Origin of the sequence: Paenibacillus urinalis (genome assembly GCF_028747985.1) — a bacterium.
Classification (GTDB): Bacteria; Bacillota; Bacilli; order Paenibacillales; family Paenibacillaceae; genus Paenibacillus; species Paenibacillus urinalis.
In genome coordinates this window covers 2,608,865-2,630,726 of the sequence record NZ_CP118108.1, presented here as the reverse complement: position 1 = coordinate 2,630,726, position 21,862 = coordinate 2,608,865, and the positions used below count along the sequence as shown (strand labels likewise).

Annotated in this window: 19 protein-coding genes; 5 read left to right on the top strand and 14 right to left on the bottom strand. The window is 44.5% G+C overall.

Annotation, left to right across the window (positions count from 1 at the left end; translation table 11 throughout):
• The first annotated feature begins 365 nt into the window (after positions 1-365).
• A complete protein-coding gene (locus PUW25_RS12100; RefSeq protein WP_047911706.1) occupies positions 366-665 on the top strand; it encodes an MGMT family protein in 300 nt (99 codons plus the stop codon).
• 76 nt (positions 666-741) lie between these two features.
• Here the strand turns inward: PUW25_RS12100 and PUW25_RS12095 are convergent, their stop codons facing one another.
• Together PUW25_RS12095 and PUW25_RS12090 are read right to left on the bottom strand one after the other, a co-directional pair.
• Positions 742-6,153 carry a S8 family serine peptidase gene (locus PUW25_RS12095; protein ID WP_047911705.1) on the bottom strand — a complete coding sequence of 1,804 codons (5,412 nt, stop codon included), beginning with the start codon at positions 6,151-6,153 and terminating at the stop codon, positions 742-744.
• Between the two features lie 805 nt (positions 6,154-6,958).
• The gene (locus PUW25_RS12090) at positions 6,959-8,365 is read right to left on the bottom strand and encodes an MFS transporter (protein ID WP_047911704.1); all 1,407 of its coding nucleotides are present in this window, start codon (positions 8,363-8,365) and stop codon (positions 6,959-6,961) included.
• A 135-nt stretch (positions 8,366-8,500) separates the two neighbouring features.
• Between PUW25_RS12090 and PUW25_RS12085 the strand changes: the two genes are divergently transcribed.
• Positions 8,501-8,899, top strand: coding sequence for a LysR family transcriptional regulator (locus PUW25_RS12085; RefSeq protein ID WP_081872425.1), 399 nt, complete (start codon positions 8,501-8,503; stop codon positions 8,897-8,899).
• Complete coding sequence (locus PUW25_RS12080; RefSeq protein WP_081872423.1) at positions 8,884-9,435, top strand: LysR family transcriptional regulator substrate-binding protein; 552 nt, start codon at positions 8,884-8,886, stop codon at positions 9,433-9,435. Before PUW25_RS12085 ends, PUW25_RS12080 begins: the two co-directional genes overlap by 16 nt.
• A 64-nt stretch (positions 9,436-9,499) precedes the next feature.
• Here PUW25_RS12080 and PUW25_RS12075 read toward each other — a convergent pair whose 3' ends face one another.
• The 10 genes from PUW25_RS12075 to PUW25_RS12030 form a co-directional block, all read right to left on the bottom strand.
• On the bottom strand, positions 9,500-10,504 hold the full coding sequence (locus tag PUW25_RS12075; protein WP_238546377.1) for a glycoside hydrolase family 53 protein: 1,005 nt from the start codon (positions 10,502-10,504) through the stop codon (positions 9,500-9,502).
• 245 nt (positions 10,505-10,749) lie between these two features.
• Positions 10,750-11,232, bottom strand: a complete 483-nt coding sequence (locus PUW25_RS12070) for an SRPBCC domain-containing protein (RefSeq protein ID WP_047911702.1) — start codon at positions 11,230-11,232, stop codon at positions 10,750-10,752.
• A 100-nt stretch (positions 11,233-11,332) separates the two neighbouring features.
• Positions 11,333-12,145, bottom strand: a complete 813-nt coding sequence (locus PUW25_RS12065; RefSeq protein ID WP_047911966.1) for a class I SAM-dependent methyltransferase — start codon at positions 12,143-12,145, stop codon at positions 11,333-11,335.
• A gap of 440 nt (positions 12,146-12,585) precedes the next feature.
• Positions 12,586-12,963 carry a PH domain-containing protein gene (locus PUW25_RS12060; protein WP_047911701.1) on the bottom strand — a complete coding sequence of 126 codons (378 nt, stop codon included), beginning with the start codon at positions 12,961-12,963 and terminating at the stop codon, positions 12,586-12,588.
• A 160-nt stretch (positions 12,964-13,123) separates the two neighbouring features.
• Positions 13,124-14,002: a carbohydrate ABC transporter permease gene (locus PUW25_RS12055; protein ID WP_081872421.1), complete on the bottom strand. Its 879-nt coding sequence runs from the start codon at positions 14,000-14,002 to the stop codon at positions 13,124-13,126.
• A gap of 15 nt (positions 14,003-14,017) precedes the next feature.
• Positions 14,018-14,908, bottom strand: a complete 891-nt coding sequence (locus PUW25_RS12050) for a carbohydrate ABC transporter permease (RefSeq protein WP_047911700.1) — start codon at positions 14,906-14,908, stop codon at positions 14,018-14,020.
• Positions 14,909-14,963: 55 nt separating this feature from the next.
• Positions 14,964-16,265 carry an ABC transporter substrate-binding protein gene (locus tag PUW25_RS12045; protein ID WP_047911699.1) on the bottom strand — a complete coding sequence of 434 codons (1,302 nt, stop codon included), beginning with the start codon at positions 16,263-16,265 and terminating at the stop codon, positions 14,964-14,966.
• A gap of 86 nt (positions 16,266-16,351) precedes the next feature.
• On the bottom strand, positions 16,352-17,230 hold the full coding sequence (locus tag PUW25_RS12040; protein ID WP_047911698.1) for an AraC family transcriptional regulator: 879 nt from the start codon (positions 17,228-17,230) through the stop codon (positions 16,352-16,354).
• 177 nt (positions 17,231-17,407) lie between these two features.
• Positions 17,408-17,779 carry a hypothetical protein gene (locus PUW25_RS12035; RefSeq protein WP_274337082.1) on the bottom strand — a complete coding sequence of 124 codons (372 nt, stop codon included), beginning with the start codon at positions 17,777-17,779 and terminating at the stop codon, positions 17,408-17,410.
• Positions 17,780-17,790: 11 nt separating this feature from the next.
• Positions 17,791-19,044 (bottom strand): stalk domain-containing protein, encoded by a 1,254-nt coding sequence (locus PUW25_RS12030; protein WP_274337081.1) that lies wholly within the window; start codon positions 19,042-19,044, stop codon positions 17,791-17,793.
• Between the two features lie 206 nt (positions 19,045-19,250).
• Between PUW25_RS12030 and PUW25_RS12025 the strand changes: the two genes are divergently transcribed.
• Both PUW25_RS12025 and paiA read left to right on the top strand, forming a co-directional pair.
• A complete protein-coding gene (locus tag PUW25_RS12025; protein WP_205053178.1) occupies positions 19,251-19,703 on the top strand; it encodes a MarR family winged helix-turn-helix transcriptional regulator in 453 nt (150 codons plus the stop codon).
• Positions 19,704-19,730: 27 nt separating this feature from the next.
• Entirely contained in the window at positions 19,731-20,249 is a 519-nt protein-coding gene (gene paiA, locus PUW25_RS12020; protein WP_047911695.1) for a spermidine/spermine N(1)-acetyltransferase, read from the top strand.
• A gap of 67 nt (positions 20,250-20,316) precedes the next feature.
• Here the strand turns inward: paiA and PUW25_RS12015 are convergent, their stop codons facing one another.
• Together PUW25_RS12015 and PUW25_RS12010 are read right to left on the bottom strand one after the other, a co-directional pair.
• On the bottom strand, positions 20,317-20,706 hold the full coding sequence (locus PUW25_RS12015) for a hypothetical protein (RefSeq protein WP_047911694.1): 390 nt from the start codon (positions 20,704-20,706) through the stop codon (positions 20,317-20,319).
• Between the two features lie 106 nt (positions 20,707-20,812).
• Positions 20,813-21,817 carry an LLM class flavin-dependent oxidoreductase gene (locus PUW25_RS12010; RefSeq protein ID WP_047911693.1) on the bottom strand — a complete coding sequence of 335 codons (1,005 nt, stop codon included), beginning with the start codon at positions 21,815-21,817 and terminating at the stop codon, positions 20,813-20,815.
• Positions 21,818-21,862 lie beyond the last annotated feature (45 nt).

Genomic DNA, 21,862 nt, shown 5'->3' with positions numbered 1-21,862 from the left:
TTCCTCCGATTCATATTGAAATGGAATACACCAAATTTGGTACCGTTTGCATAGATTGTCGAACCGTATGGATCGTTGTCATTCTAACTTCTTCCTGTTCAAGAATAGCGTAAACATACACCTCCGTTCTGATTAACGCAAACATTCTTCTAATTGTCTGCTTGTGGTTTTGTTCAGACAAGGAATTCCTTGCTTTATTTCCAATGAAACCGTTTGCATGATTATATTACCTTTGAGTCTTGATCATCGTCAACCACTTGTTACCCTTCTTCGCGATAAACAGTTCTTAAGAAGGATATTTTTTTGATATAATCATCTGAAATGATTCTAGTAACGAATGTATAAACTTAAGGAGACAGGAAGCAATGCAGCCCTTTACCGCAGAAGTGATTCGAGTCATTCAATCCATTCCAGAGGGAAAGGTAATGACCTACGGACAAGTTGCGGCTTTAGCCGGAAGTCCTCGTGCGGCAAGACAGGTTGTCCGGGTACTTCACTCGATGAGTGAGAAGCATGCCCTCCCCTGGCACCGAGTCGTAAATAAGTTCGGAGAGATAGCCATCCCTGAAGACGAGCAGCGATTGATCCAAGAGATGAAGCTCGAAGATGAAGGTGTAGAACTGGGACTTGACCGACGGATTGACCTATCCAAATATCAGGCCTGAAAAATCGAGAAAGAGGAGAATCCGGACCATTATCCGGAACTCCTCTTTTTATTAGGACAAGCGTTCGTTCAGAAACTTAGCGAATTCGAATGACGAATGTTTTCGTATTCGCTGCACCTTGATCATCTGTGACGATGAGCTCCACCGTATAATTTCCGCCTTTGGTATAGGCATGTGTAGCGGTGACTCCACTACCCGTTGCTCCATCTCCAAAATTCCATACATAAGAAACAATGCTGCCATCCTCGTCGTATGAATTTGAAGCATCGAAAGTAACATCCCGGTTACGCTGCGCTGCGCTCGGAGATTGAATGATGGCGACAGGGGCTGCATTTGGCGGAGCCGGCTCTTCCCCACTCTCTGTGACATATAATTTACCAAGTGCTGCAACTTCTGTTTCGTTACCTGCTGTATCCCATACTCTTACTACAATAACTCCGCCTTCGAGCCTCAACGATTCTGAGGTTGTATAGGTTCCTTCATAGTGTCCAGGAGAAGTCTCTGTGAGCGGAGCTTCATTGAAGCTCGATGGGGCATTGCCTGGCAGTTCGACACGGAATGATGCTGACAGACCTGGGCGGCTGTCGAAGGATACATACACCGCCTCTCCTGCTGAAATATGCAGATCCGAACTTGGTGCGAGATTCGTTATGACAGGTGCTGCCCAGTTTACTACTACTGTACGTGTAATGGTCGTTTCGTTGCCAGCCAAGTCTGTTGCTATTACAGTAACGACATTATCACCTGAGTTGATCAGAAGACGATGCTCGAAGCTTCCATCCTCCGTAACTTCAGCTGCTTCACCGTTCACTGTAACCGTATCAAGGTATTCATCATTCACTGTACCTCTCACGGTATAAGCTTCAGCGTTCGTCGTCTCTCCATCCTCTGGAGATGTAACAACAAGCTCTGGTGCAGCTTGATCAAGAGTTACCGTTACTGGAGTAGAAGGGTCTGTTACTTCATCACCCACCAAGACTTCAGCGACAAGAACGTTCTCGCCTGCATTCAGGTCGATCACCGCTTCAAATTGTCCCTCTTCCACCGTCGCAGTTGCTGCTTCTTCTTCCCCATTATAAATCGTCACTGTTGATCCGTTGGCATTGGAAGTACCTGTAATTGTAATGGACTCCTCATTCGTGTACGTATCTTCTGACGGAGAGGTGATGATTGGCGCGCCAATCGCATACTGTACATGCGCACGGATCATGTAATTTCCTTCCTCTAGAGGGGAGGCAGTCCATGCGCCACTGATCCGCTGCCATGCCCGTTCAGCGACTGTACTGCTCTCATCGGTTGCTAGTCCCGGTGAATAAGGATTCGCTTCGGTCTGCTCGTATACAATGTAAAAGTCTCCTGTAACCGAGACCGGTTCCGGGAACTCTACCGTTGTCCATTCATCATTTCTTAGTGCAGTACCGTCAAATGGACCTGCAAGCTCACGTCCGGGTGCTCCATCTGGTCCAGATGCATCATATACAGAATAACTGAAGGCTGTACCGCCTGGGCTCGGCCACTCTGTATTCCAGAAGAGGAAGGATGCTCCGGTTACTTGTGCCGCTTCTGATTCAGGACTCATTTTAACAGCCCACGCATTCCCTGCCGCATTCCATGCACGAGCATTCTCCGCTGTTCCGTCATCATATTTGATCTCACCTGCATAGCCGATGAAGGGCTTCAGATCAAAGTCATGCGTGACAGTATCGTTCGCAGGAACGGTTACTGCTGCTGTTTCACTATAGTAATCTAATGCGGAAATGGACAAAGTATATGTTCCTTCATATACCTGCAGAGTAAAGACCCCCGCTTCGTCAGTCCGTACAGGTGATACCTGTGCGTCTTCCATGACCATGACTACCGCATCTGCAATCGGCTCTCCCGTACGTTCATTTGTAACGGTGCCCGTAATCGTACCTTGTGGAATTTCTTCGAGCTGGAAGTTAACGTTACGTGTCTTGCCATCTTCAATGCTTACAGGAACCGTCTGTGGGTAATAGCCGTAAGACTCGACCTTCAAATTATAGTCACCGGCGACATGATTAAAGCTGTAACGGCCTGTAAATGCATCCGTACGAACCGATCTTCCGGTTTCGAGAACCGTTACCGTAGCAGAGACAGGAAGACTAAACAGTCCTATTTCTCCATCCTTCGATACGGAATCACCTTGAGTCGTAATCGGCTGCTTGCTCACAAAGTCCGTCAATACAGGGGCATTCTGTATTGCTTTAGCTTTTTTAGATTCAGTCTTTGTATCACTAGCTGTTGATTCTGGTGCAGATACAGCCAGCACCCGGACATCATCCAAATACCATCCCGCTTTTTGTACACTGCCATCCGTAGTTAATCTAAAGCGTACTTGAATTTCATTTCCTGCATAGCTTGTCAGATCAATAAATACAGGTGACCACTGTTTACCTTCTGTTACATTGGAGTAGTAACCAATCTCTGTCCAGGTCGTACCGCCATCCGTGGTTACTTCCACGTAGGCATCATCATAGTTTCTTTCGATTTCGTACCAGTGATTGAAGGTCAGTGCAGCCGTATTCTGAGAAGTTAAGTCAATCACAGGCGATACAAGAGAAAAATTTGAGCTTGCCAGATAAGTTCCGTTCAGATCAGTTCCCCAAACATTCGGAGGAGTGACCGCAGAAGCTGGACCCGGTGCAGCAGGAGTGCCCCGCTCCCATACATCATTCGTTCCCAAGTGTGTCCAGCCATTATCGTCTTCACCGTCAAATGAATCGCTGAATACAGTTTCTGGTACAGCTACATCAACCGCTATCTCATTGGAAGCGTCACTCTCGTTGCCGCTGTAATCTTTTGCTTTGACTACATAATAAAAAGTTGTTTCTCCTTCAATCGTAATACTGTCAACATAGGATGCTTCAGATGTCGTGCCAATCAGCTCATATCCCGTGTCAGATGCCACAGAACGATAAACATTATATTCCTTCAGATCTTCATCAGCAGGAGCACTCCACTCTAGCGATACGTCACCAAGTATTGAAGGTGTTCCTGTCAGCTCAGATGGAGCTGCTGGAGCCACTTCATCCGGAAGCTGCAACGAGAAGTCATCAATGTACCAGCCTTCTCCTTGAATTGAAGCGTCCGAGCTGAGAACAAATGCCACATATACTTTTTGTCCCGCATACGCGGTTAAATCTACATATTGGTTCGCCCAATCTTCACTGCTGCCCGTAACCGTCAGCAACTGTTCAAATTCATAGTCGTTCTCTTCTGTCGCTAGATACACAGTACCAAAATCACTGCCGTCTTCTAGCTCATACCATTGCTTGAAGGACAACAGGGCACCTTCAGGCGCATCTTCCAAATTAATTGGCGGTGCAATTAGAGCGGTGTTAGAATTCGGTGCATACGTACCCGTTAAATTTGTCGCCATTACATGCTCCCCAGAATAGGCACTTCCAGGTCCGCTTTCAGGAGTTCCCCATACCCAAGGATTGTCAAGATCAGGCAAGAATCCAACATAGTCCTGTTCAAAATTTTGGGAATAACCTGGTTCAATTCCTTCCAATACGTCTACGGAATGTACTTCCGTCTCATAACCGTTATTGCCATAGTCATTCACACGGATGTAATATTCAAGGCCTGGCTCCTCGATAAGTGCTGCAGGAATAACAGCTCGGTACGTACCATCAAGCGCATCTCCGGAAGTGAGTTCCGCTGGTATGTATACATAGCGGCTCATACCTTCTGTTCTTGCAAAAACACTGACTTCAGTAACGGATACATTATCACTGGCTTCAATGGAGAATCCGGCATCAAGTCCGGCATAAACCGATTCCAGAACAGTGTAATCCAGCTCAGGTGCAGTCAGGTCATCACCGTCGATGGTCACTCGACCCGTTACAGAACCGACACCTTGAAGGACTGAGCCAACCGCATCAAGTGCATTGACAATGCCGTGTCCATATCCGTTGTTAGGTGATTCCGGATAAGTGCTATCTGTTCTTTCTGTCGCTGTTTCTGTCAGAATATCCTCCAGATCATCGACAGTGAGAGAGCTGTTCGCTTGCAATAGCATGGCCGCAATGGCAGTTGTATGGGGGCCTGCCATCGATGTTCCATTCCAGCCTCCTTCATAACTGCCGCCTGGAACCGATGAGCGAATGTTCACACCCGGAGCAGAAACTTCAGGTTTAATCTCATCATACGGGGAGGGACCCAAGAGTGAGAAGTCAGCCAAATCTCCATTGATGTCCGTTGCACCTGTAGCAAAGGATTCCGGATAGTTCGCCGGATTAGCAACCGATCCAGGGCCACCAGGATTCGTCAATGTTGTGTTACCTGCAGAGAATTCGGGGAATATCTGGGCATCACGCCATGCTTGGACGATGGGTCTGAACCATTCATCAATACCTGCTCCTCCACCCCATGAGTTGTTCACCACATCTGGAGCAAGCTCTGGATGTAGATTCCCCTCTTCATCTACCGGTGCCAGCAGCCACTGAGCACCATCCAGAATGATGGCATCCGTGGTGCTCGGATTAAAGATACGGACCGCCATCCATTTTGCGCCGGGTGCTACACCAATCATATTCGTGCCGTCTTCTTCAGCACCTACCATCGTCCCCATTGTATGTGTACCATGACCGTCCGTATCGGCTGGAAGTGAGGCACCGCTATGAGGATCGTACCAGCTCAGCTCTGGATCAACGACATTTCCGCTGGCATCCAAACCACGCCATTTGCTGGCTAGGGCAGGATGTGTATAATCAACGCCGGAGTCCAAATTTGCGACGACAATTCCAGAGCCGTCAATTCCTTGCTCCCACACTTCGGGTGCATTGACTTGAGCGATGTTCCATTCAATTTCTGCCGGGTCATAATCAGAAGGTTCTGTATTCTTGTTCTGATCCGCTGCTGAGGCAGCAGAATCGCTGTCCAAATCATTCGCCTTCGGAGTCGAAGCATTCTTATCAACCGTAACTTCCTGTAGGAATCGTTCTTCATTTGGAAGGATCTTGTCAATGCCAGGCTGAAGGGCCAGCTCCTCCATCACCTCTTTGGTACTTGTAACCGCCAGTGAATTGACAATGAAATAGCTCTTGTATTCTTTAACTCCGCCAACTTCCTTCTGTTCATCCAAATATTTTTGGATCGGTATTTGTGTACGGGATGCCGTTTCACGCAGTGTACTAACCACTGAGGTACGAGCTGAGAGCTTCGCAGCTGCAGGGGTTGCTTTTTGAGTGGAAGCCAGATCCATTGCTTTCTGAGAAGCAAGCGCAGTATCCGCTTGTTCTGACATTTTGATCAGGTAGGTGACATATTTGTCTTCGTCAAACAGCTTATTTAGCTTAGAGTCTACTTTTGCAGTGATCAGTTCGGGAGCCGCAGTACGCAAATCGATCTTATCAGAAACTGAGGTCGTCGGTGCGGCCATAGCCGGACTTACGATGGACACTGCCAGGAGGAAAGCCATGCTTAATGAGAAGGTTTTTTTCGTCTTTTTCGCTGTGACCAAGTCTAATACACTCCTTTTAGATTAGAAATAGAAACGTATGAATTCCCTCCAAACAAATACACGACCAATTAAACGACGAGAAGATACGAATCAGAATTTGATTGGAGCACCACCTCCTTTAAGGGGTTAATAGAAGTGAATTCATAGACTTAAGCGTCTTAGATGGGAAAAAGAAGATTTATTTGAGTAGATTCAGGGGGTTAATCTATTTTGTATTACTGAGAGAGTTTAAAATTCTTGGAGATTGATGAGATTCTGAGAGTTTGATGAGATGAGAGTTAACATTTTAGAGGATTTATTAAATGAAAAGCTATTGCTTGTGAAGAGAGTATAAATCATAAAAAAAGACGGTTACAAGCATTTATTTAACATAATTTTACATTTGGTTCTTAATACTTATTTTACATAGGTCAATTAAGTATTAAGACGGATACGTCATATGACATGCATGTCACATTTTTCGATAAAATTCTCATAAAAGGATAAAGAACCGCGTGTATAGCGGTTCTTGAAGGAAAATGCGAATTGGGGCGTTGATATTACTACTTGGATAGAATAATAATGTCAATTTTGTGAAAGATGCAGGACGGATTATCCAGCATTTATTTTTCAGTTGTGATTTAGGTTGTTTGGTCTATGAAAAATACATTTTGACGCACAGATCAGCATGAATCAAAAACAAAATAGTACCATCTATGCTCGTGCAGCATTTCTTTCGTCCTGTTCGCCTGAATTCTTCCTATTTTATTTGTTGTTTATTAACAACTTAATAGGAATAAAATACTAATTGTTTCATTTTGGCGAATTAGTGCGAGTGCCTGTTTGCTGTTCGAACTTTCGGAACATGATTTCTGTACAAGTAATGAAAAGCTGCGAGCAGGAGGATATGCATGACAGCGAACACAAAATACATATTGCTGAATACCGATGCTTCCAGGTTTCCATTTAGTCCATTCCATGCACTCCTCGCTCCTTGATCAAGGAGTATACTGTAGAAGGAAGCGGCGATTGCGCCGGACATAAAATTAAGAGTCGAAACAAGCCCCATCCCTATTCCTATATATTCTGGAGCAAGTGAACGGGACACGCTGTTAATGAGCGAAATTTGAAGACTCATTTGGCTTACAGTACCTACAATGAGGATAGCTGCTATCCAATAATGATGAGCCCCTGCCCAAATGGACATCGCCATAAATGTAATGAACAAGAGACATGCCGATATCGAATAGACAAAGTGATTCCCACGGGTATCGACGACTTTTCCAATCCTTTTTCCAAGCAAGGCAGAACCGATCGCTGCGGGAACCAACATAAATCCGACGATTCCCGAGGAAAGATCATTGACCTGTTGCAGCAGCAGCGGGGTCAGAAATGGGAACGAGAACCCAATCCCCTGTACAAGAACCAGAATAACCAGCCCGATAGCATAGCCTTTCGATCGAAACAATTGAAGGGGTATAAATGGGACTAACGTCAGCCTTGAACGAACAATAAATAATATAAACAGGACTGACGCTGCTGAAAAATACAGTATGTTCGCTTGAGTTATCGACATCATAAGCAATACAACAAATAAGGCGAGCAGGCTTCCCCCGAAGTAGTCGATCTTATCTTTCTTTAACTCGCCCTTCTCTAAATACTTTAGGTAAAACGGTAAAGTAACCAGTGTAAGGATCGGCACTGCAAACAGCCATCTCCATTCGGCAAAGCTGACAATTGCTGCTGAGATGACAGGTCCTATTGCATTTCCAACCGCAAGTCCTGTAAAGGTAATCCCCAGTGCATACCCTCTTCTCTCCGGACTGAAATATCTGACAGGTATGATGGTACTCATGGCCGGCACTACAGCAGCCCCTGCCGCCTGTACGATTCTGCCCAGTACAACCATAGAGTAAGACTGCGCTGTAAATCCAACCAGCGACCCCAGAGCAAACATGAACAATCCAATCACAACTAAATGCCGCAGATGAACCAGGCTTACCAGCTTCCCGTATGTGAGCGTACCCAGCGCGTAGACGACGAGATACGCGGTGGAGACCCAGCTTACCTGAGCTACGGTTAATGAAAATTCAATGCTGATGTCCGTCAGCGCGATGTTAAACATCGTTACACTCATGACCGACAGCACCATGGTAAATGCTAAAATTCGAATTAGTCTATTTGCACGATCGGCTGCATCTTGTTGAGTCGGACTAACCACCTTGTCGTCCATTTCAGTTTTCCTCCCTTACTTCTCTTTTCTCCAGTTTATTCTTGAAGAAGATGGAAGAAAAATATATATTTAGCCATATTCTTATATACTGAAGTATATTAAGCTGTATATAATCGAGAAAAAGGAGCGAAAACGATGGAACTTTTGCAGCTTCACTATTTCCGTACTGTGGCGCAGCTTGAGCATATGACGAAGGCTGCTGAGCAGTTAAGAATTGCTCAGCCTGCGCTCAGCAAAACCATCGCTCGCCTTGAAGAGGATCTGGGTGTTCCTTTATTTCGAAGGAACGGCAGGCAGATAAGGCTTAATGAATACGGGAGATCATTTCTTCAGCGAGTAGAACTCGTGCTGTCAACACTTGAAGAAGGCAGAAGAGAACTTGAGGACATGGCTGGACTGAACCAAGGAAGGATTGAGATTGCCATTCAAGACCCGGATCGTATAGGAGAGCCTTTGAAATTGTTCAGTAAGAAGTATCCAAACGCCAAATTCGGATCATTCAAGCCACACATCATGAGATGGAGTCTTTACTAAATGAAGATCGGATTGATTATTGCCTGTCTTCCCTTCCGATCGCTGCATCGGATATCCAATCTGAATATCTCACGAAAGAAATTATTAATTTGGCACTCCCCCCAAACCATCCCTTCTCTGATCGTGACAGGCTGCAGCTGTCTGAAGTGAAACAAGAGCACTTTGTTGGTTACAAGGAAACTCATGCTCTCTACCATATCCAGAATGAATTTTGTCGTAAATCCGGAATTTCACCAAATTTTGTATGCCGGGTGGATGAACCCTCCATGCTGCTCAAAATGGTTGAAGCAGGGATGGGAGTCGCCTTCGTATCCTCCTGTATTCGTGACTGGTCTCCCCAGGTGCAGCTAGTCAGCATCGTTGATGAGCATTCCAAAGCCTTGTTTCGTTTAACCTGGCATAAGAACCGCTATTTATCGAAAGCGGCTCTAGCTTTCAAGCAATTTTTAATAGACTACTATATGCAGGGTTTGAATTTAAACGAGAAGCTGGAAGATCGATGGCAGAACGAGGAAAAAATCTCTTCGTCAAGATAAATAAAAGAGCTGGACCGTATTAATGACGAATACGAGCCAGCTCTATAAGAACGAATACACTCTTTTAATTAATAAATCCTTCCAGTGCAATAGTCGGTTTGCCATCTGCGTTCCAGGCACCCTTGTTGTATCCACCATTATACCCGGGGGTCGCTTGAGGTTCCCAATAGAATACACCGAGCCCTTTGCCTCCAGAAATATTACGCACATCATTTTTGATCTTTGTAATGAAGCTCTTGGCTGCCGAAGCCTGATTGTAATCCATACCGATCTCGGATATGACAATCTCTTTTCCATACTTCGATATCAACTGATTCGCATTCGTTATGGTCTGATTCACCTTGGTCGTCCAATCAGAGGCCGATGGATATAGAGACAGTCCGATGACATCAAAATTGGCTCCATTTTGAACAAGACCTCCGATATTCCAGTCGAGAACGGCCTGATCATGTCCGTTTGCCAGGTGCACGATGGTTTTCGTATTCGGACTGATCGACTTCACGGCATTATGCCCGGTGTTCACGAGCCAAGCATAATTTTTCATGTTTACGGAAGCTTTACCGTCATTCCATAACATCCCGTCATTTGTTTCGTTACCAATTTGAACCCAATCCGGTGTAACCCCTTTGTTCTTCATAGTATTCATCACATAAATGGTGTGGGACCATACGGCGTCCATAAGCTGCTGAAAAGTGTAATTTCGCCAGGCATAAGGCTTGTTCTGCTGTCCCGGGTCAGCCCACGAGTCACTGTAGTGCAAGGTCAGCATTACACTCATTCCCAGATTCTTCGCTCTAAGCGCGAGATCAGCTGCTTTCTCTGCATTCATATATCCGTTTACATAATCACTCATGTTGGGATTCACCCATACACGCAAGCGAACCGAGTTCATCTGATAGTCATTTTTTAAAATTTGCAGGATATCACGCTGCACCCCGTTCTTGTCCTTCCACTTGTATCCTGCTGCTTCCATCCCTGCTACCCAGCTGATATCCGCTCCTTTGGCAAAAGCAGGGGCTGCCTCCGCCTTACGATCTTCACCAGACGGGCCGAGCAGCATGAGTAACATCGAGAGACTCAAGAATATCAATCCAAATCTGTTTCGGTGCTTTTTCATACAAGACCTCCTATATCCAGTTCACTCTCCTCGGAAAGTGTTATCTGTATTGTAAACGCTGTCATATATGCATCCTAGGATATTTTTCCAACATTTTGGCACTTATTCTAACCTGACTAAAGGAGTAGGAATCGATAAGGTAAAGGAGGTAAAAGAAAAAGCCCTCCATGAAGGACGACTTTTTACGTTTAAGCAGGTTATTGTAAAGGCTTGAGTGCTTCCACATATTGCGGATACCAGTGATCCCACTCTTCTTTACTCTCTGTTAATGCTCTTCCATTTAACAAAGTTTCAATAGCATCAAGGCAGACATGCCAGCCTGCCAGATCCTTAGGGGTATGGTCTGTAAGAAAAGTGATTTTTTCTGAGAGTAGAAGCGTCGAAGTTTCGCCCGTTTCGTCTGCATGGATTTCAAATCGCACCTTGTCTTCTCCCCACACAAATTCGAGTACCTTGCCCTCTACATAGTCCAATATCGGCATTTCCTCATAAGTCCCATCCTGCATATCAAACAGGATCATTCCCCCGTTTCCGAGTTCTTTCACCTCAAGCTCTGGAAACCACTCTTTCAATCGTTTGTTATCAATGAGCATTGCCCATACCTTATATGCAGGATGATTTAATTCGCGTTTGAATTCTGCGATGTAACCCGATTCATTCCTCTGAATTTGAGCGATCATTTGAATGTCCCTCCTTCTTATATACACATCATTATACCGATAATATGAGGTTAATACGAATGCTCCAAACCTGCGATTCCATTGGACCTGGAGAACTAAGCTACCTTCTTCGTCCGATGTAGAGTAAATGTGAGGATATACCAAGCAGCGCAGTGTCTTCTGCAGTTGAGATCATCAGCTCCACATATTTTCGGTAAGCCTCGTCCCCTTGATTTCTCCAATAATCCACCTGTTCAGGTTGCAGCAATGCTCCGATACTGGTAGAGCCAATAAGATTAATCTTCTCAAATCCATGCTCCTGCATAAAAGGTTCGATGCTGGCTGTGTCGAAGTAGTACGCTCCCGTAAAACGCCCTTTATCCTCGTGATTAAATCTGCCTGTAGCCCAAAATTGCTCGAGATTGCCCATCGTATGATTCGGCTTCCAGTGCGCTGGATTCAGTAATGAGTTCAGCAGCATGCGGGTGCGTGTCTGAAAGGCAACAAATACGATTCCACCTGATCTGGTAACTCGATACAGCTCCTTCGCCGCCTTGGATCGATCCGTTTCCTCCTGCAAATGATACAGAGGACCGAGCATCAGGGATGCATCAAAGGCTTCGTCCGAAAATAAATGGAGGTCGGCTGCATTCAGCACATGAAATCCGTCAAATTGTGAGGTCAGCTGTAAATGAGCTGCCTGTTCCTCAGCTACGCTTACAAGTCTCGGAGTCAGATCAGACAAGGTGACCCGATAGCCTTGCTTCGCCAGCTCCATTGCATATTTACCTGGACCTGCCCCATTGTCCAGTACATGACCCGTCGGTGGAAGATTTCGCGTTATATAATGCCAGTTCACTGTAAATTCCAGCGGTTCCCGATCCAGTCTTCCCCATTCATCAAAGGCTTCATAATAATCAATGATCTCCTTCATCATTACCTTCCCCCTGCAATGGATTTCACCTGCTTAGCACAAAAAATCCCGTCGCCTCTAAAGAGGCGACAGGCCATCATTCCTTCGCGGTACCACTCTTCTTTATTCGAATGCAGGTCATGATCACAAACGCATCCGAATCTTGAACAACCGTATATCGACGGTTAGCCGGTACAGCCTAAATGAAGTCTCCAATATCAGCAAGAGTTCAATTCAGCTATACTACTCCAGGGTGAGGTGTGCCTCTGCTTGAATCCCTGCCTTGCACCAACCGGCAGCTCTCTAAGTCATCATGCGGAAGCAGATCCCTTTCATCGCTTTTCGTGTTTTGAATTTCCACTATTATACATATAGAAAAGGTTATTGCCAAGCAAAGAATTTGCAAAAGCTCACGTAAGATCTCTGATCATTTGCCCCATCTGTCTGGACCATGCTGTGTCTTATTTCAAAATATAATGAGAAAGAACGCTCTGCACCTCGTAAATATTCGTGTTTTTATTAAACGTCTTTTGAAGCGGAACGGTAGAACTGGAAATGTAAATCTTAAGTTCAGCTTCCATGTCAAAGTGTCCTGCCGTTTCAATGGAATAATGCGATATGCTCTTATAAGGGATCGAATGGTATTCCACCTTCTTGCCCGTAATCCCTTGTTTATCAACAAGGATTAATCTTTTGTCAGTAAAAATAAACAAGTCTCTTACAAGCTTATACGCTCGCTCAATTTGCTCATTAGGTGCCAGCAGAGCAGCAAATTCTTTTTGAACTTCAGCCAAGTTCACTTGTGAAGCATTTCCTAATAATCCATCTAAAAATCCCATATAATGGTTCTCCTCCGTTCCTATAATAACTCCATTATATTAGAAAAAGTCCGAAATTAGCAGTCAGAATCTAGGAAACGATCAAAAAGGCAAAATTCATGCGAGCGCAGTAGAACTCACGTGAACCTTGCCTTTCATCTACATATCAAATTGTCATTCTCTAACCTTTTACCGCCCCGAGTGCAACGCTGCCGATAATCTGTTTAGAGAACACGGCGAACACGATAATAATAGGGACAATCGAGATGGCGACACCCAAGTACAGGAGTCCATAATCCATACCGTAATATCCCTGAACCAGTGCAACGAGCACCGGCAGTGGATATTTATCCAGTGAGAAGAACAATACAAGCGGTGTAAGGAAATTGTTCCATGAGCCAATGAACGTAAATATGCCAAGCGCTGCTACCGCAGGACCAAGAATCGGCAGCACAATCTGGTTAAAGGTTCTGAACTCTCCGCTCCCATCAACCCGTGATGACTCGATAATCTCATCCGGAATGCTGCTCTCGATGAATTGCTTGATGAAAAATACGTTGAAGGCATTGGCTGCCGCCGGCAATATGATGGCTGCATAGCTGTCCAGCATGCCGAGTGTACTGAACAGTCGATACATCCCGATCAGCGCCAGCTGTCCGGGTACCATCATCGTCGCCAGCAGGAACAGGAACAGCCATGTGCGGCCTTTAAATTTATATTTTGCAAATCCAAAAGCCGTTAAGGCACCGATATACAGGGAGAGAATCGTGGAAGCTCCTGCGATAAAGATGCTGTTCCCGAAGCCCCGCCAAATGTTGATCTTGGAAGCCATATTGGCATAATTGTCGGGCAGGAACGAACCCGGAAGAAAGGTGAAGGTTGACGCGATCGTAGCATTGTTATGGGTAGAATAGATCAGCATGAGATAGAACGGGATAATACAAATAATGGCTAGCGCAATTAGAAAAAGATAGACCAATACTTTGCCGGGTGTCAGCCGATTCACCTTTGCTTTTCTCTCATAAGCCATGCTTTGCTCTAATGATTTGGCCGTATGCATCCTCATTCCCCCCTCTTATGAGCTGCTCTTGCGTTTGGTCATCACGAACGAGGCAACCGACAACAAAATAATGATCACGAACAAGCAGAAGGCAATGGCTGCTCCATAACCAAAACGCGTGCTTTGGAAAGCAACATTGTACAGATACATAATGCTTGTCATGGCTGCCCGGTCAGGTCCCCCCGTTCCGTTCGTCAGTGTAAAGGGCTGATCAAAGATTTGAATGCCGCCGATGATGGACGTAATAATCTGGAACAAAATAATCGGGCGCAGCATAGGAACGATGATGTGAAGGAAGATATGCTTCTTCTCCGCGCCGTCAATTTGGGCCGCTTCCTGCAAGGAAGGGTCGATGCCCTGCAGCCCTGCAAGATAGATCACCATGGAGTAGCCAAAATATTGAAAGAACAAGATCGCCGATACGATCAGCCGCATGAACCAAGGATCGTTCTTCCAATTGATCGGATTCTCAATGAGACCCACCTGGACAAGAAAGTGATTGAGTCCCCCAGACTGCCAATCGAAGATCAAGCTCACCAGCAAACCTAAGGAAGCAGCAGTGACGATGTTCGGAAAGAAGTATACGGCCCTAAAAAAATCTCTTCCTTTGAGAAGCTTGTCATTTAGAATAAAAGCCAATACCAGCGAAACGGTCAGCTGAGGAACTACCGATATTCCCCATATGAATAAGGTATTAAACAGTGTCTTCCAAAAGAGCGGATCCTGCACGACGGCCACGTAATTGCCAAGACCTACGAACTCCGGCGTCGTAATTCCGTCCCAGTTGGTAAAACTGATGTATAAGCTGTACAGAATCGGATAAAGTCCAAAGATGAGAAAAATGATGAAAAACGGAGCAATAAAATAATAACCATAGTGGTCTTTGCGTATGGACTTAGCAAACATTCATTGGTACCCCCCGTGATCGGATTCCTATTCACGTTCTTTCGTATTCAGCATTTCACTCCAATCCTTCGAGCTCTGGAAATCTCAATTTGACGTCGCGTTTAATTCTCTCTACGGCTTCCTCCTTCGTTTGAATGTCGTTGTTCAGATACAGCTGAAGGACGTTTTTGAATATATCACTGTTGATCACCGTGTCATATTTCGTTCTTTTATAGACAGGAACGTCTTTCGCTGCCTCTGAGAAGAACTCAAAATGCTTCTGCCCGCCAAGATAATCCGACGTTACTGTCTCTGCCAGCTGATCATTCACGATCATGTTGCTCGTAAAGTAGTCTTGTTCCTGTGCCAGCTGAGACAGAAATTCGTGGTCAAAGTTATAAAACTCAATAAACTTCCAGGCCAGATCCTTCTTGTCACTATTGCTGTACATGGCAATATAGGTTCCACCCGAGCTGAATCCTGTTGGTCCTTTAGCGAGCCCCCACAGGCCAGAAGTGTCCGGAGCATTGGCCTTAAAGGTGTATTGAAGCCCCCAGGTGGCTGCTGGGTAAAACATAACTGTCCCCTTCTGCATGGAGGCAGCGGAGCCTGCACTTCCTTCTTCATATTCCGCAAGCACTTTACGTTCTCTCGCTTCTCTAACGAGATCCAGAATCTCTAAATACGTATCATCCATGACAAACTTGCCGTCTTGCACCCAAGGTATTCCATCATAAGAGTTCGAAATCGCGTTCCAGTTCGCCAGAGCATGGACTTGGTTGCCACTCTCCTGCTGTACTCGTTCACCAATCTCAAAGATTTTGTCCCAGGTGTCAATTTGCTTGCTGACCTCTTCGGGATCATCTGTCCCCAAGTATTCCTTCGCCAGATCCCGCCGGTAATAGATAGCGCCCGGAGTTGCCTGATAGCCAATCGCTCTAACATTCCCTTCACTGTCTTTCTCATTGGCCTGGACAAAAGGATACTGCTCAGGAAGCAGTGTGTCCGCATCGTAAGGTGCCTCTGACAGATTTTGCAGGTAAGGCACATCAATCAGCTCTCGTATGTTAGCGTTTTCAATCATAAAGACATCTGGTGCCTTGGAGCTGGTCTGCAGTGCCGACTTCAGCTTGGTGATATAGAAATTGCCCGGAATGTTGACAAAATTGACCTTAATGTCCGGGTACTTCTCCTCGAACTTCTCAATCGCATAGCCGGCTTCATCCGTGAAGCTCCACACCGTGATCTCGTTATCATTAGATTCGGCCAAGGCCTGGAGCTGACAGCCTGACAGCAATACGGCTGAGCATAGCAGTACAAGCAGCGCTAGATGATGGCGTTTAACCTGCGGCTTCCGGTGACGAGAAAATAGATTCATGAGCTCCCTCCTTCAATTAAGGAAACGCTTACATTTTATTCGATTATATTGATTTTGAAGTAGGCTTTCTTCACCGATATTGTTCATCATCCTTCATATTTTGCGTTGTTTGTTTTATGCTTCTTTCGAAAATCGGACGGGGTGCAGTTATTATATTTTTTGAACAGGCGGTTAAATGAGTTAATATTGTTAAATCCGTGGCTTACCGCAATATCAAGAATGGAATCCTCACTGAACAGCAGCGCCCATTCCGACTTAATAATTCGAAAATGATTCAAATACTCCATCAGCGTGATGCCCTTAATATCCTTGAACAGCTTACAGACGTAAAATTTACTAAATTTAATATGGTCAGCGACTTGATCCAGCTTGATATTCTCAGCGTAATGCTCCTCCAGATATTCACATACCCCCTCAATAAACTCAAACTTCTTCGAGGTAGTAATTTGCCAGTTAAGCGCCTCGGAATCCTCACTAGGATCGATTGTGCGCAGGAGCTGTACAATAAAGTCATACAGCCTTGCAATCATGGCCCATTTATAACCTGCCTGTCTGTTGCTCTCTTCCGCTGAAAGCGCACTGAGGTACTCTCCTAATGCTCTTTCTTTACATGTGGATGCAGGAATAACGGATGTTTTATTAAATAACTGCTTCATGCCAAGCCAATCTGTGTCTTCTATAAAGCTACTCGTAAACAGCTCCATTCGAAACAATATAATGGTCAAATTCTGCGTTCCCGGCAAAAAACAATGCACATCTCCAGGCTTGATCACCAGCACATCGCCTTTTTGAAGCTCATAAATACTGCTGTTCACGCCAATACGCCCGTAGTCCCCTTCGACAAATACCATCTCCACCTCTTCATGCCAATGTGCTGCATAGTTAAATTGATCACCCGTATGAATAACCCTGATAGGAAAACCTTCTGTCATATGACCTGTTTCAAGAAATGTCGGTACGCCCATTCTCTCCACCCTTTCCTATTCGTTTTTATCACACTACCTTATTATAGTTATGCTCCCCCGGTTCGTACCAGCAAAAATATAAATAAGCCGCTGTTTTCAATATAAATGAAAGCAGCGGCTTATGCAGGAATCCACCTTGATTTCGAGAACATAAATGAGGTTTTATTGTAATTTACTTCAGTTAATTAGGTCTTCAAAGTAGTTCTTCAATTCCTGTATGCTCTTCGTACGAAGTACAATTTCTTTATCATCGGTAATTAACATCGTCGGGATCTCTTCAACATCCACCCGTTCCGCTCTAATCAGGTTATCTTCCGTGTTGATGTCATACAATTGTACACCTTGAATAACCTCTAGCAAATCTTCACTTGAGTTCATATATTCAAGCAGCTCGTTATCGAGCTCTCTGCTCGAATCGCGAAACAGATGAATTTTGTACATCCCTTCTGTATCGGATAGAAAATAAGAAAGCTCAGCTTCCTTGCTGCTCCCGCTGCAGTCTGCAGCATATAGGAATAGAAACACAACGAGCAACTTGAATTTTGTCAATTGAATCTCCACTAATCAAGCACAATGGTCTTGTTCATTTCAGCCCAGGTAGCAGGACCTATAATACCTAGGCGCCATAGAGCAATGCCTTTCAGATCGTAACGCTTCGCAAGACCAATCTTCGTATTAATGCTTGCTGCAGTTTCGCTGCCACGGGATATCCCCAGAATAAGCTTATCCTTGTCAACCTGCTTCAGTGCCAGCTGTATGGCTTCATCCACCTTTGCCACGGGCTCAGGACTTTTTTCATCTCCATAGGCATACGCCATAAGAACAAGATCATCCGCAAAATTTGCGAGTGTCTTATAGTCATAGCCTTGATACACGCTGTTCAGTGCATGCACAATGACGGTCAGCTTCATGTCTTGCTGCTTGGCTCTTGAAGACAGCTCTTTCACAAATGCATTATAATCGCTCTTTACCTTGGATTTATCACCAGTCATCCCGAGTCCTTCGAGGTCCAGTGCAATGCCTTTGAAGCCTTTTTCTGTTGCTGCCTCCATTATGCTGTCTATCGTTTGACTTCGCAGTTCCTTGTCTTCGAGGTTCTTCGTCAGCTCCAGCATGCCATCTACGGAATATACCATGAGATAGGGAGTTGTTCCTTCCGATGCAGCATCATTAATAATCGATTCACCAGTAATCTCTCCTGATGGAGCGGGCCATCTGTACTCATCCCCGGTTAACGTAAAATGACCTTCTCGATCAATTCGGCTCCAGCCAAACGCGGCAGCGTCAAACTGATGGAGATACGAAATCTCATCAAAGGAACGCAGAGCATAATAGCCAAGTGTGTACATCTCTTCCCGAGGCGATGTAATCGATACAGTCTTGGACGCTTGGTTCCAGCCTACGCCTGCACCAAACTGCTGACTGAAGAAGCTAAGCGGAATCATCGTTGTATTGCTGATCGTCCTTGGGGCTAATGTTAATGAGACGTTTTGACCATTTACCTTAGCTGTCTTGCTGCCGAGGGTGAGCTCAACTGTCTTTTTGATGCCATCTGACAGCTTGGAAGCCGTTATTTTCTTGGCCTTCTGGTTCCATACTACATTGATCCCAAGCGCTTCGGATATCGCTCTAAAAGGAACCATCGTTGTTCCGCTAATGACGACCGGTTCTACTGGAAAAGGCAAAGGATAATTATCCAGCATAATCTTCACTTGATTGGTGCTCGCCGCTTGTGCAAACGGAGCTGCTGCTCCACCGGCTGCTGAACCTAATACAATGGCGCAGCTGAGCAGTATTTTTCCCCATTTCTTCATTCTTGCTCGTCTCCCATTCTCATCATTATAGTAAAAGGTGTATCTATCAACGCTGCATATTTTACTATAATAATAGAAGAAATAGGTTAATTTTCTTTAATCTGATAATATTTATCTTTCAATTTTATTGCATTTACAACAATTATGAGGTAAGTTTATATATATATTTTGTTGTATATGCAACAATAAGATTAAGGAGTTGAGTTATGACGGAGATTCTTCGTGAAATTGGAATGATAGCAAGAGCATTAGATTCTATAAGTAACATCGAGTTCAAAGAATACGATCTGACTAAAGGCCAATATCTGTATCTAGTGCGAATTTGTGAAAAACCCGGAATTATTCAAGAAAAGTTGGCTGAAATGATTAAAGTAGATCGAACTACAGCAGCTCGTGCTGTAAAAAAACTCGAAATGAGTGGCTTTATTAAAAAAAAAGAGGACAAGCATAATAAAAAAATAAAGAAACTCTTTCCTACAGAAAAAGGAATGACTACTTATCCTTTTATTAAGGAAGAGAACGATTATTCTGAACGTGTTGCTTTAGAAGGGTTCTCTGACATAGAAACAGAAAACATGCTTCACTCTCTCAGAAGAATAAGATCAAATATCGAAAAAGATTGGGAATATGTAAAAAGAGGAAAAAAAAGAGTTTATTAAAAATATATTGGGATGTGACATATTCTTATGGCTATTAACATAAAAGAATGCACTAATGAAGATGTGCTGCTGCTCCAAGAAATAAGTATTGAAACATTCAATGACACATTCAGTAATCAAAACTCACCAGAAAATATGAATTCCTATCTGGCAAAAGCATTTCACTCCAAACAGTTGGAAAAAGAATTGTCCAATATCTCATCTGATTTCTATTTCGTTTATTTCAATAATGAAGCCGCTGGGTATTTAAAGATTAATATCAATGATGCTCAATCTGAACTAATGGGTGATGAATCACTTGAAATAGAAAGAATATATATCAGGAGTGAATTTCAAAAACATGGCCTTGGCAAGCGACTTTTAAATAAAGCTATTGAAGTAGCATTAGAACGTAACAAAAACAAAATTTGGTTAGGTGTTTGGGAGAAGAATGAGCCTGCCATCGCATTTTATAAGAAAATGGGATTTGTTCAAACCGGATCTCACTCATTTTTGATAGGTGATGAAGCGCAAATTGACCTTATAATGTCTAGACCCCTTTTATAAGCAGCCCAAGCAAAATTCGAAAATAAGAAAAAGCCAACCTTGTTTAAGGCTGGCTTAAATTCACCACTTACAGGTACAAGGCGTCTACATAAGCTTGATCTTCTTGACCTTTGGGAGAATATCCTTCTTTTATTAATGTACGAATCGTTGTTTCCTTGAGCACCCAGACTAAATATTTATTCAATATCGCCCATAGAAGAATGCCCAGCAGGAAAAATGGAATGAGTGACACAGACATAATTATGGAGAAAAAGAGCAGCATGATCTGTGCGAAGATAAAGTACAAAATAATGAGGCTTGGAGCCAGCATTTTACTTGCTCTCACCTGACGATATACTTTAAACAGCTTGAAGGACGCTGTCCAATTCAGCTTGCCTTTTGCTTTGACAGGCACTTCAGCCGGTGTATCTCCCTTTAACATGTAGAGTAGTGATTTTTGGTCTTTCTTCTTGTTCAACGAATGGTTCCACCTTTTTGTTATGAGATCTGATATTGTATGCTAGTGTTTCGCTACCTCCTCTACAATACCACATCCGAATTCAATATTGAAATATGCGCAGGATCTAGAGATCACTCACTGCCTCTTGCAATATCCGAAAAGATTCCTTACGCTTATCCAGATCGTAGATAAAGGACAAGGCCATCAGCTCATCGAACAGATATTGTTCCTTCAGCTCCGTTATTCTTCGCAGTATGGTTTCCTTAGAGCCTATAATATGAGCCTGTTTAATAGAGTCCACTAGTTCCTTGTCACGCAGCGACAGCTCAGCTTCATTCCAAGCTTCCGGACTGTCCATTCGCAGTACTCTCCCTTTTTTTAAATAAAAGGTAAACTGTATGGAAGTCTTCGCGAGCTCCTCCGCTTCTTCATCTGTATCTGCCGCTATAACCCGAATCGCTGCCAGCCCGTAAGGATCATGAAGACCATCATGAGGTACGAAACTCCGTCTATATTCACGGAAAGCGGAATAGAGCTGCTCCTCCTGCCCTGGTGAGAAATAAGCAAAGGCGTACCGAAGACCCATGGATGCGGCAAGCTGCGCACTGGAGGGACTCGTTCCGAGAAGCCACAGATCAGGAGTGAACTGAGTGCGAGGCGTGGTCATTAATCCTCTTAACGGATGGGACGTAGGGAGCACTCTTCCAAGATATTCTTGCAGCTGACGCAGCTGCTCTGTATAGGTATCCGGATCTCGAAGCTGTAAATCCTGTAACGCTTTGGTCGAGTTCGGCAAACCACCGGGGGATCTCCCTACCCCTAAATCCACTCGATTCGGCGCCAGCGCAGATAGTACTTTGAAATTCTCAGCAACCTTGTACGGACTGTAATTTTGCAGCATAACACCGCCTGAACCAATCCGCATATTTGACGTAATTGCAGCGATATAACCGAGAAGCACTTCTGGCGAAGAACCGCCCATTGCATCGGTGCTATGATGCTCAGCTACCCAATACCGTGTATATCCAAGTTGATCAGCAAACTTTGCCAGCTGGGCCGTTTCGTTAAAAGCCAATTCAGGAGTGCCCTTCACCTTCAGCGGTGTTTGATCCAGTATACTGACGCGCATTGTACACTCCTCCTTCTGTCTTACATGACGATTTTAAGATGCTGA

Coding starts and splice junctions, on each gene's coding strand:
- PUW25_RS12025 (WP_205053178.1), top strand. CDS start 19,251: ATGACGGAGATTCTTCGTGAAATTGGAATGATAGCAAGAGCATTAGAT.
- PUW25_RS12055 (WP_081872421.1), bottom strand. CDS start 14,002: ATGCATACGGCCAAATCATTAGAGCAAAGCATGGCTTATGAGAGAAAA.
- PUW25_RS12075 (WP_238546377.1), bottom strand. CDS start 10,504: ATGTTACTCATGCTGCTCGGCCCGTCTGGTGAAGATCGTAAGGCGGAG.
- PUW25_RS12040 (WP_047911698.1), bottom strand. CDS start 17,230: ATGGGCGTACCGACATTTCTTGAAACAGGTCATATGACAGAAGGTTTT.
- PUW25_RS12060 (WP_047911701.1), bottom strand. CDS start 12,963: ATGGGATTTTTAGATGGATTATTAGGAAATGCTTCACAAGTGAACTTG.
- PUW25_RS12100 (WP_047911706.1), top strand. CDS start 366: ATGCAGCCCTTTACCGCAGAAGTGATTCGAGTCATTCAATCCATTCCA.
- PUW25_RS12045 (WP_047911699.1), bottom strand. CDS start 16,265: ATGAATCTATTTTCTCGTCACCGGAAGCCGCAGGTTAAACGCCATCAT.
- PUW25_RS12010 (WP_047911693.1), bottom strand. CDS start 21,817: ATGCGCGTCAGTATACTGGATCAAACACCGCTGAAGGTGAAGGGCACT.
- paiA (WP_047911695.1), top strand. CDS start 19,731: ATGGCTATTAACATAAAAGAATGCACTAATGAAGATGTGCTGCTGCTC.
- PUW25_RS12090 (WP_047911704.1), bottom strand. CDS start 8,365: ATGGACGACAAGGTGGTTAGTCCGACTCAACAAGATGCAGCCGATCGT.
- PUW25_RS12070 (WP_047911702.1), bottom strand. CDS start 11,232: ATGATCGCTCAAATTCAGAGGAATGAATCGGGTTACATCGCAGAATTC.
- PUW25_RS12065 (WP_047911966.1), bottom strand. CDS start 12,145: ATGAAGGAGATCATTGATTATTATGAAGCCTTTGATGAATGGGGAAGA.
- PUW25_RS12030 (WP_274337081.1), bottom strand. CDS start 19,044: ATGAAGAAATGGGGAAAAATACTGCTCAGCTGCGCCATTGTATTAGGT.
- PUW25_RS12050 (WP_047911700.1), bottom strand. CDS start 14,908: ATGTTTGCTAAGTCCATACGCAAAGACCACTATGGTTATTATTTTATT.
- PUW25_RS12085 (WP_081872425.1), top strand. CDS start 8,501: ATGGAACTTTTGCAGCTTCACTATTTCCGTACTGTGGCGCAGCTTGAG.
- PUW25_RS12080 (WP_081872423.1), top strand. CDS start 8,884: ATGGAGTCTTTACTAAATGAAGATCGGATTGATTATTGCCTGTCTTCC.